The following is an 11,004-nucleotide window of genomic DNA, read 5'->3' as shown; positions in this document are numbered from 1 at the left end:
GGGACACCCCACGGCTCAGCAACGGTCCACGGAGCGCGGCGAGTTACCGGTCGTAGTCCTCGTCGAGGCGGTCGTGGGCCTCGTCGTGCGTGTCCTCGATGCCCTGGCGGGCGCGGTCACGCTGCTGGTCACCGCGCTGCCCGGCACGCTGGCCGGCCTTCTCGCGGCCCTCCTGGACGCGCTCCTTGCCCTGCTGCTGCCACTGCTTGGCCTGCTCCTGGGACTTGTCCTTCATACCCATGCTGTGTCACTCCCGTGTGGGTGAATGCGGCCCCCAAGTGGGTGAGGGGACCGGCCTCGACCAGATTCACACGGGCGGTGACCCTGTGCATGTCGATCAGTGACGGTCGGTAGTTGACACCGTCCGGTGCTGTTCGTCGGCGGCGCCGCCCGCTCCGACGAGCCCGGTGCGCATGCCCGTCAGCCGGTCCGCGAACCGCCGCATCTCCCGCTGCCCCACCGTCCCGATGACACCCGGCAGATACCCGCGCGTCCCCTGCATCCCGCGCAGCCACCACTGCCCGTAGACATGGCCGGCGCGCCGCTCGATGCCGTCCACGATCCGGTCCACCGCCGGACCCAGCGGATACGTCTTGTTGGCCGGCCACGGCAGCCGCTGCCTCAACTCCCGCATGACGTCGTCCTGATCGGCCCCGCGCACCATGTCCGTGTCGGTCCACGACAGGTACGCCACGCCCACCCGCACGCCCCGGTGGCCGACTTCGGCGCGCAGGCTGTGCGCGTACGCCTCCACACCGGACTTGGAGGCGCAGTACGCCGTCATCATCGGCGCCGGGGTCATCGCGGCGAGCGAGGCGACCTGGAGGAGGTAGCCCCGGCTCTCGGTCAGCGCGGGCAGGAACGCCCGGCCGGTGACCGCCGAGCCGATGAGGTTGACCTCGATCACCCGCCGCCAGGACCGCGGGTCGGAGTCGGCGAACGGACCGCCGGTCGCCACACCGGCGTTGGCGACGACGATGTCCACCCGGCCGAACCGCTCCTTCACCTCGGCCGCCACCCGGGCCATCGCCTCGTGGTCGGTGACGTCGGCGTACCAGTGGCCGCTCTCGCCGTGCAGCCGCTCGGCGACCTGCTTGAGCGCGTCCGGCTCCAGGCCCACCAGCGCCACCCGCGCGCCGCGCGCGGAGAGTTTGCGGGCGAGCAGCTCGCCGACGCCCCGCGCGGCGCCCGTGACGACCGCCACCTGTCCCTCCAGCGGGAACCTGCTCATGCGCCCTCTCCGATCCGTGCGGTGTCGTTGTCGTTTCCGGTGCCGCGTGCGCGTATGTGCCCGGCGACGAGGTCCCGTATCTTCCCGGTGACCTGGTCCGGGGCCTCCATGGGGGTCATGTGGCCGCGCGCGGGCAGTTCGGTCAGGCCCACGCACTGCGGCAGCGCCGCCGCCAGCGACCGGGCGTGCACCGGCGGCGTGAGCCGGTCGGCGGTGCCCACGAGCACCGCGGCGGGCACCCGCACCTGCCGTGCGCCCGCGTCGAGCTGGAGCGAGTCCAGCACCCGCGACCAGGCGTGGCGCACCCGGCGCGGGCAGGCGTGCACGATCCGGGCGCACGCCTCGACCGCGTGCGGTGCCGAACGCGGGCCCATCGTCGCGTACTTGAGGACCCGCAGGGCGAGCGGCGTGACCGGTCCGAGCGGGGCCCGGGAGCCGAGGATCCGCCGGGTCAGCCCGGTGCGCAGGCGGCCGGCCCGCAGCAGCGGCACGACGGTGGCCTCCTCGACCAGCCGCGAACTGCCCGTGCTGCACAGCAGGACGGCCGCCGCGTGTTCCCGGAAGCCGGGCCGCCCGGCCGCGGCCAGCACCGTCATCCCGCCCATGGAGTGGCCCGCGACCACCGCCCGCTCGCCCGGGGCGAGGGTCGCGGCGAACACGGCCTCCAGGTCGTCGGCGAGCGCCTCGGTGCTGCACACCTCGTGCGCGGGGCTGCGGCCGTGGCCGCGCTGGTCGTAGGCGATCACCCGGTGGTCGGCGGCGAGTTCGCGGATCTGCGCGGCCCAGAAGGCGGTGGAGCAGGTCCAGCCGTGCGCGAGGACGACCGCGGGCGCCCCTTCGGGCCCGTGCACCTCCACGTGCAGCCGGGCGCCGCCGGTGGAGGAGACGGTGAGTTCGCGGGCGGGGACGGGCGGGGCGTACGGGCCGGCCGTGACGCGGGTCAGCCGGCTCACGCCTGCACCTCCGCGGGCCGGGACGCGGCGGGCGCGGGCGAGGGGGCCCCGCTCGCGCCGGTCCCGGGCGTCCTGGATGCCTTGGGCGCCCGTACGACCTCGTACTCGGCGAGGTCCACGCGCCGGGTGGCGCGGCGGAACTCGGTGGTGGTGCCGGGCCAGACGGTGGTGTTGCGGCCGGCCGCGTCCAGGTACCAGCTGGTGCAGCCGCCGGTGTTCCACACGGTGCGCTTCATGCGCTCCTGCACCGTGCGGTTCCAGGCGTTCACCGCGCTCTGCCGGACGTCGAGGGCGGTCCCCGGGCCGAGGACGTCCAACTGGCGCAGATAGTCGGCCATGTAGTTCAGCTGGGACTCGATCATGAGGATCATCGAGGAGTTGCCGAGGCCGGTGTTGGGGCCGATGACCGTCATGCAGTTCGGGAACCCGGCCGCGGTGGCGCCGCGCAGCGCGGCCATGCCGTTCTTCCAGGTCTCCGCCAGCGTGCGGCCGTCCGCGCCGACGACCCGCTCGGCGATCGGCATGTCCGTGACGTGGAAGCCGGTGCCGAAGATGATCGCGTCGACCTCGGTCTCGGTGCCGTCGGCGGCGACCACGGTCGAGCCGCGGATCTCGCTGAGCCCGCTGGCCACCACGTCCACGTTGTCCCGGGCGAGCGCCGGGTAGTAGGTGCTGGAGAGCAGGATCCGCTTGCAGCCGATGCGGTAGTCGGGGGTGAGCTTGGCGCGCAGCGCCGGGTCCTTGACGGCGCGGGCCATGTTGCGCTGGGCGATCTTCTCGACGAAGCCGAGTTCGTCGGGCCGCTTGGTGAACGCCTGCACCTGGAGTTCGCGGATGCCCCACAGCAGTCCGCGGCGCAGCCGGGTGGTGGCGGGCACCGCGCGGTGCAGGGAGCGCTCCAGGCCGCTGATGGCGCGGTCGACGCGGGGCATCACCCACGGCGGGGTGCGCTGGAAGAGCGTGAGGCGGGCGACCTCGGGCTGGATGGACGGCACGATCTGGATGGCGGAGGCACCGGTGCCGACCATGGCGACCCGCTTGCCCGCGAGGTCGTAGCCGTGGTCCCAGCGGGCGGAGTGGAAGACCTTGCCGGGGAAGGTGTCCAGGCCCTTGATGTCCGGGATCTTCGGGTCGGACAGCGGTCCGGTCGCGGAGACCACGACGTCCGCGCTGAGGCTGCCGCTGCTGGTCTCGATGTCCCAGCACAGCCGCTCGGCGTTCCAGGCCGCCTTCTTCACCTCGGAGCCGAAGCGCAGGTGCGGGCGGAGCCCGAAGGTGTCGGCGACATGCTCCAGATAGGAGCGGATGTGCTGCTGGCCGGAGAAGGTGCGCGGCCACTCCGGGTTGGGCGCGAAGGAGAAGGAGTAGAGGTGGGAGGGCACGTCGCAGGCGCACCCGGGATAGCTGTTGTCCCGCCAGGTGCCGCCGACGCTGTCCGCGCGCTCCAGCACGACGAAGTCGGTGATCCCCTCCCGGCGCAGGCGCACCGCGGCGCCCAGTCCGCCGAACCCGGACCCGATCACCGCCACCCGTACGTGTGCGTACTCGTGCTCGGCCATTGAGCGCCCCTCCATGCCTCGCGTGACCCACGTGCGTGCCGCGGGCCCAGCCTCCAGCGATTCTGCCAGTGAACACTGGCGCAATGGGGAGCGTAGAGGAGCGGCGTACCGATCGGTAGGGGTCGGGACCGGGAAAGTTACCGGCGGTACAACATAGGCTGCCGGTGTGGCTGAGGACGCTGGACGACCGGACGGGCGGGGCCGCGGCCCGCGCGAGTACCGCATGGAGGAGCTGGCGCGGCTGGCCGGCATCACCGTGCGCACCCTGCGCTTCTACCGCGAACGCAAGCTGATACCCCCGCCCCGCCGTGAGGGCCGTATCGCCTGGTACGACGACCATCACCTGGCCCGGCTGCGCACCATCACGGCCCTGCTGGAACGCGGCCACACGCTCAGCGGCATCGCCGAGCTGGCCGAGGCGTTCGACCACGGCCGCGACGTCGGCGACCTGCTCGGCGTGGGCGAGCCCACCGAGGAGACCCCGGTCCGCCTCACCCCCGAGGAACTCGCCGACCACTTCGCGGGCGAGGTCACCGCGGAGAACCTGGCCGCCGCCATGGACCTCGGTTACCTCGGCACCGACGGCGACGAGATCGTCCACGTCAGCCGCCGGCTGCTCGACGTCTCCGCCACCCTGGTCCGCGAGGGCATCCCGCTGGCCGCGGTCCTGGCCGCCGGCCACCGCGTCCGCGCCCACGCCGAGGCCCTTGCCGAGCTCTTCACCGACCTCATCACCCACCACGGCACCGAGAAGGACCTCCACCGCCTGCGCCCCCTGGCGAAGAGCGTGGTGGACGCGGAACTGTCGATGGCTCTGGACCGGCGGCTGAACAAGGGGGCGTGAGGGCGGCGGGGGTACTGGAGGCGTGGACGCAGCAACAACCTGCCACCGTTGCGTATGTGCCGGGCGTTCACTCCATCGAGGCACATTCCGCACAACAGCGGACGGAAGCGCGTTCGCTCTCCGAGAGTGAGAACGAAAGGCCCCGGCGACTGTGCGACCAGCCCCGGGGTACGGCCGACACTCTCCAGGAGCGCCGACATACCCGAGCATAACCGTCCACCGCACGGGGCCACTTCGGCTCGCACCGGATCGCCACGAGCTCTCGGTGCCGTACGCCTCAGCTGCCTCACGAAGGCAACCACGTCACCCGGCAGGCAGCGCGCCGCGATCCGACTGTGTGCGGAGCAGTTGAACCTGACCCTGATCGCGGAGGCCACGGACCTGGGGGTCTCCGCGCACACGACATCTCCCTTCGAGCGCCCGTCCCTGTCGCCCTGGCTGCGGCATCCCGAGAAATACGACGCTGTCGTGTGGTCGCACGTGGACCGCGCCGCACGATCCCTCGCCCATATGTCCCAGCTGATCGAGTGGGGCCGCTCCCGCACGAGGACGCTCGTCTTCGGGATGCCCGAGGAAGGCCGGCCGCTGGTGGTCACGCCGCAGGCGGACAGGCTCGTCGTCCGCCGTTGCCTGGACCTGGCCCATGCGGCCGAGCAGGAAGCCCGTGCCATCTCCGCTCGGCTCACCGGTGCCCACGAGGCGCTGCGCGCCGCAGGCCGGTACGGCGGCGGCCTCGTCCCCTTCGGCTACCGCAAGGTTCCGCACGCCTCCGGCGCCGGTTGGTCCCTGCCCCCCGATCCCGAAACCGCCGCCCTCGTCCTCTCGATCGTGGAGGACGTGCACGCGGGGCGCTCCCTGGTGGCCGTCGCACAGCGCCTGAACGACCAGGGTGTGCCGGTCCCCCGTGACCGCCACGCCCAGTTGCAGGGCCGGCCCACGGGCGGCCGGCGCCACGGGCGCGACTTCGAACGGTTCCGCTGGACGTCGGGCACGCTCTCGAAGGTACTGCGCAGCCCGTCATTGGCCGGGCACCGCACCCACCGGGGCCGGACCGTGCGTGATCACTCCGGTGCACCGGTACTCATCGGACAGCCGCTGCTGTCTGCGGAGGACTTCGATGCGCTGCAGGACGTGCTCGCAGCACGCTCGAACGGCACCCGCCGCCCGCGGAGCCGGACGACGTCGCTGCTCACGGGTGTCGTGTACTGCGCGGGCTGCGGTGGGCGCATGTACTTCGCCGCACGTAAAGGGCGGCCGTACGGCGACTATGTGTGCCGAGCGACCGCACGCGGCGACGTATGCCCCGCTCCGGGCGGAATGCGCTCCGACTGGCTCGAGAGCTACACAGCCGACCGCTATCACCAGGCGACAGCGGCGACGGCGCCCGTCTCCCGTGAGGACCTGCTCCGCGACGACGTTCGCGTCACCGTGGCGAAAGGACGATCCGGCGGTGGCCGCGAACGACTGGCCGGGCCGGACACCTCACGTCTGACGTTCGTCCTCGGAAGTTCCCTGCCGGACCGGCCACAGCGCTGAGCCGGAGCGGGCGGGGGATGCCTCGTCGGCACCCCCGCGCCGCGTTGTCACGGCTCGAAGACCACCGTCACAGGGGCATGGTCCGACCAGCGCGCCTCGTGGCTGGCGGCTCGTTCCACATACGCCTTGACCGCTCGCCGGGCGAGCCCCGGAGTGGCGACGGCGAGGTCGATCCGCCATCCCGCGTCATTGTCGAAGGCCCGCCCCCGGTACGACCACCAGCTGTACGGTCCCGCCACGTCCGGGTGCAGGGCGCGCACCACGTCGACATAGCCGCCGTCCGCCGGGTCCAGGACCCGGCTCAGCCACTCTCGCTCCTCGGGCAGGAAGCCGGAGTTCTTCTGGTTGGCGCGCCAGTTCTTCAGGTCGGCCTGCTGGTGGGCGATGTTCCAGTCGCCGCAGACCAGGACCTCGCGTCCGTCGGCGGCGGCCCGCTCGCGCAGCTCCTTGAGGTGGGCGAGGAACTCACCCATGAACCGGATCTTCTCGTCCTGCCGCTCGGTGCCGACCTCGCCGGAGGGCAGGTAGAGGGAGGCGACCGTCACACCCGGCAGGTCGGCCTCGACATAGCGCCCGCTGCCGTCGAACTCCGCCGAGCCGAAGCCGACACGGACGGCGTCCGGCTCGCGGCGGGTGTAGAGGGAGACGCCCGCGCGGCCCTTGGCGGCGGCGGGGGCGTGCACGGCGTGCCAGCCGTCGGGCGTGCGCACCTGCTCGGGCAGTTGCTGCGGCTCGGCGCGCACCTCCTGGAGGCAGAGCACATCGGCGCCGGTCAGCGCGAGCCACTCCACGAAGCCCTTCTTCGCGGCGGCACGCAGTCCGTTGACGTTGGCGGAGGTCACAGTGAGCACTCGGGCACTTTACCGGCACACTGGACGGGGTCCCGTAAGAGACCCGAGGCACCCTCTCCCGTTACCCACTGCATCGATATACGGTATCCAACATGTTCATTCGTCCTGTCGCCTTCGACCACCCCGACGCCGTCAAGCTGAACGACGAGGTCCAGGCCGAGTACCACGTGCGCTACGGCGACGGCGGCGACGCCACCCACCTGGACCCGGCCGACTTCCGCCCGCCGCACGGCGTCTACCTGATCGCCTACGACGAGGACGGCACCCCCGTCGCCACCGGCGGCTGGCGCAGCCAGGACAAGAACGCCGAGGGCAACGAGGACGGCGACGCCGAGCTGAAGCGCATGTTCGTGATCGAGTCCATGCGCGGCCGGGGCCTCGCCCGCCGCATCCTCGCCGCACTGGAGGAGGACGCCCGCGCGGCGGGCCGCGTCCGCATGGTCCTGGAGACCGGCGACCAGCAGCCCGAGGCCATCGCCCTGTACACCTCCAGCGGCTACGAGCCCTGCGCCAAGTTCGGCTACTACCGGGAGTACGAGTCGAGCCTCTGCTACGCCAAGCCGCTGCGGTGACGGCGGGCGGGCAGGCGGGAAGGAAGGGCGGCTCCGGACCCGCCAACGGCCGCCGGGGAGCGTGGCGAGCCGCGGGCGGGCGAACCTCGGGGACGGAACCCCGGCCTGTCAGTGGCGCCGTGGATGATCTGTCGCATGACACACGGTTCCGGAGATGCCCTGCGCCCTCTCGCCGGTGCGGCTGACGGCCGCGGCGCTCCCGCCTGGGGAGTCCAGTACACGCTGAGCCTGCCGGACGAGGGTGCCGCCCGCGCCGCCGCGGCTGAGCTGTCCGGGGCGGGGCACCGTCTGACGGCGGTGCGCGTCCATGATCACTTCAGGTTCGATCCGTCGAGCTTCTGGTACGGGCGCCCGTCGATGGACCCCGGTCTGGAGGGGTGGTGGCAGGTCTTCTCGCTGGCCGTCTACGGCGGCCACGAGCGCCTGGCTCTCGAACCGTTCCTCCGCAGTGAGCGGATCCGGGTGGCCCGGGTCGCCCGTGCCCACGGCGGGTTCCAGCAGGGGTACAGCGAGGGGCATGCCACGACTCTCGAAAGGGTCTTCGTACGGGACGGCCTGGTCCATGAGCGGGCCGGTGCCGACGTCGCCCTTCCGAGTCCGCTGCCCGAGGACCCCGCGCCTCCCCCGGCCGGACCGCCGTGGAAGAACAGGGAAACCGGTGAGCCCGCGACGCTGGTCCGGGCCGCGGTGGCCGTCGCCGAGCGCATGTACGGCAGCGCGGAGGGCGCGCCGGACGCCGTGGGGTGGCTGCTCGACGAGGAGTTCGCGTTCGGCGAGCCCTACGAGACGGCGGACGAGTTCCTCGGCGAGCTCGCGGACGCCGTGGCGCACCAGGGCACCTGCAGCGTCGCCACGGCCGAGGCCGTCCCGTTCCTCATGGAACTGGTCCGGGACGACGGCGTCGCGCCCGGCTGCCGGTTGATTCTGCTCGGCGACCTGCTGCGGCTCGCCGCTTCGGGACCGGCAACCGCGGTCTCCCTGGCCGACCGCGTCACCGCGCTCGGGGGTGCCCCTCAGGAGTCTGCGGCCGAGCACCTGACCCGGCGGGCCATCGGCAGCGACCTGCCGGGGCTGCTGTCCCGCTGGGACACCGAACCCGATGCCGTCCGCTTCGCCCTCACCGCCCTCGCCGCGCTCTGCGACGCTCCTGACCAGCGCGTACTCTCAGGTCTCGCCGTTCTCCCGGCGCCGCCGGGCAGCTCCCGCGCCGATGTCGTGTCGCTCATGGCGGCCCTGCTCGGCGACGACCGAGAAGGACTGGCACCCGCACTGGACCGCCTGAGCTCCTGGCTCCCTGCCGTCGTGGAGCAGGGAGCCGGCCCGAACGTGGATCTCCGGAACCTGGGACTGGCCGTCCTCCCGGACCTCGTCCTCGCAGACCTGGCACCGGGAACCACAGCGGAACGTGATCTGCCATAAGCGCTCCTCGCGGCCCCGGGACAAGCACGGGGGTGGCAGTTCTGGACGACGATGGCGGCACCGAAACGACGAAGTCCCGATCCGACGGTGACCGTCTGATCGGGACTGCGTGGGGTGTCCACGAGCGCGTCTGACCAGGCCCTTCCAGAGGCGCACAAAGATCGCTCCCCAAGCCGACGGAGATCGTTTCCCACTCCGCTCACGAAAGAGGGGGACCGGCAGCTGGTCGCCATGACGACTGTAGATACCTGGACGCTGCCGATCGAGCCCAACGGCTACCTCGGCGCCACCGAAGAACGAGCGCTGTCGGCCTCCGCCAGGGCGAGCTGGGTCTCGGACTTCTTGTCAACATCAATGGCGTCGGCACGTTCCTCTGGGCGGAGGACCACGTCCTGAGCCTGTGCTTCGACGCCATGTTCCCGGCCAACCGCGGGACACAGCGCCCGACAAACTCCTCGACGTTATGCAGCGGATCGGCTTTCACTTCGACGACGATCCGGAGACGCATCTGTCCTCACCCGCGGCGATCGCTCTCGCCGAGCACCTGACCGGCATCGCCGTCACTCCCGGGCTGCTCCAGGACACGACGTTCACCCACGAATCCGCTGACAGGCAAGCTGCGGGAGAGTCGGCCCGCCGACGAGGCGAGTCAGGGAACCACGGCAGACGAGTCCAGAAAACCGGCTCGGACCGACACATGATCGGTTCCGCCATGCCCCGTGGCAACCAACCAACGAGACGATGGTCTCGAACGGCTGCTGAGCAGTACGCAAACGGGCCCTCAACACGGCCGAGTCGTGCAGTCGCGGTCAGGGGCTACTGAGCAGACGCCGCGCGGATTCGGTGATCCATGTCCCGATCGCCACACGAAGGCTCTGGTTGTCCGCGAGATGTTCCTCGAACTGTGGCCAGTGCGCTCGGGTCTGCTCGATGGTCTGCACGGCTTCCTCGCGCAGCCGTCCATGGCTCGTACCGAGTCGATGGTCCAGGGCACGTTCAAGCCGATCGAAAGTGGCGAGCTGTACCCGTTCGAAGGACTTGCTTCCTCCAAACTTGAGCCCAAGATCCTCCGTATCGCCTCTGGGTGCGTAGGGGCTGGTAGACACCAGGTCGTACACCGGCGACAGCGATGGGACGCGGCGGTCGCGATAGATCAGGGACCAATTCTTCAGGTGGGCATCCCCATTGCCTACTACCACGGAGAATGCGATACGCCGGGCGGCCTCGCGCAGCGAATCCACGTCGTGACCGCGATAGGCAATGGCAGCGACAGTCTCGAACGCTGACTGGTACTTATCCTGCGGATACTTATCCCTGACCTGTGCGAAGTCCTCGATGTGGGTGGGGGTGCGACGCTCGTCCTGGCCCCGGTCGAAACGGCGGACGGCGTAGGCCCACTGTTCGTCGTTCGGCCACATGCGGTCTGGCAGACCCTCGAACTCGTCGCGATGCATAAGACGAATATCTGGAACCTCCAACCCTGCAGCCCGCGCCAGAGACATGATCGTGAACTCGTTGCGTGGGACATCCGGGTGGCGATAGTCCGGGAACTTGACCAGCCAGTCACCGTACTCGCCAGCAGCTGGAACGGTCAGCCGATCCCCTCTGGCCAACATGGAGAATTTGAGGGCAACTCCCGCCAAAGAAAAACGCCATGGCGAGTCGGACAAGGAAAAGTCGTGCGCCCCGCTAGGGTTCTTGGCTGCCGTCACCGACAGTTCACCGTCCGGCCACTCCCAGCCGTCGTCGGGGCCTTCGGCTCGCAGCACTTGGACGGCGCCCGGTAGATCGCGACCGACCTGAGCGAGCAGTTCCATCTCCCGGTCGAGCGAGACACCCCGGTCGTCGGCAATCCACTCCCGCAAAGGCCCCTCAGGCAGGAGGTTGGAGAACCAACGCGGCAGCCTTAGGGCTGACGCATAGGGAGCGCGCAGGTTCTCCTCGAAACGGAGCCCGAGAACTGAGCGATTCGGGGTCGGTCACATAGGACTCATTGACAATGAATCGGGTGTAGTCGCCCTTTTGACAGAGTGTGCCGA

General features: G+C 70.8%; 12 protein-coding genes and 1 pseudogene. 6 read left to right on the top strand and 7 right to left on the bottom strand.

What is annotated here, in order from left to right; genetic code table 11:
• Nucleotides 1-43: 43 nt before the first annotated feature.
• The 4 genes from R4Z62_RS19830 to R4Z62_RS19815 all read right to left on the bottom strand — a co-directional run bounded on the left by R4Z62_RS19830 (nucleotide 44) and on the right by R4Z62_RS19815 (nucleotide 3,743).
• The gene (locus R4Z62_RS19830; protein ID WP_064533633.1) at nucleotides 44-241 is read right to left on the bottom strand and encodes a hypothetical protein; all 198 of its coding nucleotides are present in this window, start codon (nucleotides 239-241) and stop codon (nucleotides 44-46) included.
• A 96-nt stretch (nucleotides 242-337) separates the two neighbouring features.
• Nucleotides 338-1,231 carry an SDR family oxidoreductase gene (locus R4Z62_RS19825; RefSeq protein ID WP_382844684.1) on the bottom strand — a complete coding sequence of 298 codons (894 nt, stop codon included), beginning with the start codon at nucleotides 1,229-1,231 and terminating at the stop codon, nucleotides 338-340.
• Nucleotides 1,228-2,184 carry an alpha/beta fold hydrolase gene (locus R4Z62_RS19820; RefSeq protein ID WP_382844686.1) on the bottom strand — a complete coding sequence of 319 codons (957 nt, stop codon included), beginning with the start codon at nucleotides 2,182-2,184 and terminating at the stop codon, nucleotides 1,228-1,230. Before R4Z62_RS19820 ends, R4Z62_RS19825 begins: the two co-directional genes overlap by 4 nt.
• The gene (locus R4Z62_RS19815; protein WP_491520494.1) at nucleotides 2,181-3,743 is read right to left on the bottom strand and encodes a flavin-containing monooxygenase; all 1,563 of its coding nucleotides are present in this window, start codon (nucleotides 3,741-3,743) and stop codon (nucleotides 2,181-2,183) included. The genes R4Z62_RS19820 and R4Z62_RS19815 overlap by 4 nt, the downstream gene beginning before the upstream one ends.
• 223 nt (nucleotides 3,744-3,966) lie before the next feature.
• On the opposite strand from R4Z62_RS19815, the gene R4Z62_RS19810 reads away from it, so the two are divergent.
• Both R4Z62_RS19810 and R4Z62_RS19805 read left to right on the top strand, forming a co-directional pair.
• Nucleotides 3,967-4,587, top strand: coding sequence for a MerR family transcriptional regulator (locus R4Z62_RS19810; protein ID WP_491521897.1), 621 nt, complete (start codon nucleotides 3,967-3,969; stop codon nucleotides 4,585-4,587).
• Between the two features lie 54 nt (nucleotides 4,588-4,641).
• Nucleotides 4,642-6,123, top strand: coding sequence for a recombinase family protein (locus tag R4Z62_RS19805; RefSeq protein WP_491520493.1), 1,482 nt, complete (start codon nucleotides 4,642-4,644; stop codon nucleotides 6,121-6,123).
• A gap of 47 nt (nucleotides 6,124-6,170) precedes the next feature.
• Here the strand turns inward: R4Z62_RS19805 and R4Z62_RS19800 are convergent, their stop codons facing one another.
• Nucleotides 6,171-6,974, bottom strand: coding sequence for an exodeoxyribonuclease III (locus R4Z62_RS19800; RefSeq protein WP_491520492.1), 804 nt, complete (start codon nucleotides 6,972-6,974; stop codon nucleotides 6,171-6,173).
• Nucleotides 6,975-7,066: 92 nt separating this feature from the next.
• Here R4Z62_RS19800 and R4Z62_RS19795 point away from each other — a divergent pair, with 92 nt between their 5' ends.
• From R4Z62_RS19795 to R4Z62_RS19780, 4 genes are all read left to right on the top strand, one after another.
• Nucleotides 7,067-7,546, top strand: a complete 480-nt coding sequence (locus R4Z62_RS19795) for a GNAT family N-acetyltransferase (protein WP_355481381.1) — start codon at nucleotides 7,067-7,069, stop codon at nucleotides 7,544-7,546.
• Between the two features lie 135 nt (nucleotides 7,547-7,681).
• The gene (locus tag R4Z62_RS19790; RefSeq protein ID WP_491520491.1) at nucleotides 7,682-8,965 is read left to right on the top strand and encodes a hypothetical protein; all 1,284 of its coding nucleotides are present in this window, start codon (nucleotides 7,682-7,684) and stop codon (nucleotides 8,963-8,965) included.
• Nucleotides 8,966-9,196: 231 nt separating this feature from the next.
• Entirely contained in the window at nucleotides 9,197-9,361 is a 165-nt protein-coding gene (locus R4Z62_RS19785; protein WP_491520490.1) for a hypothetical protein, read from the top strand.
• A 67-nt stretch (nucleotides 9,362-9,428) separates the two neighbouring features.
• Nucleotides 9,429-9,788, top strand: coding sequence for a DUF6461 domain-containing protein (locus R4Z62_RS19780; RefSeq protein WP_491520489.1), 360 nt, complete (start codon nucleotides 9,429-9,431; stop codon nucleotides 9,786-9,788).
• Here R4Z62_RS19780 and R4Z62_RS19775 read toward each other — a convergent pair.
• Complete coding sequence (locus R4Z62_RS19775) at nucleotides 9,775-10,782, bottom strand: type II toxin-antitoxin system HipA family toxin (RefSeq protein ID WP_491520488.1); 1,008 nt, start codon at nucleotides 10,780-10,782, stop codon at nucleotides 9,775-9,777. The genes R4Z62_RS19780 and R4Z62_RS19775 overlap by 14 nt on opposite strands.
• Nucleotides 10,783-10,791: 9 nt before the next feature.
• Nucleotides 10,792-10,869, bottom strand: a pseudogene (locus R4Z62_RS19770) (HipA N-terminal domain-containing protein); the annotation flags it as partial.
• Nucleotides 10,870-11,004: the final 135 nt, after the last annotated feature.

Source organism: Streptomyces sp. PL-25 (assembly GCF_058344915.1).
Note: the sequence above shows the minus strand (reverse complement) of the source record. Positions and strands in the feature narration are given on the sequence as shown.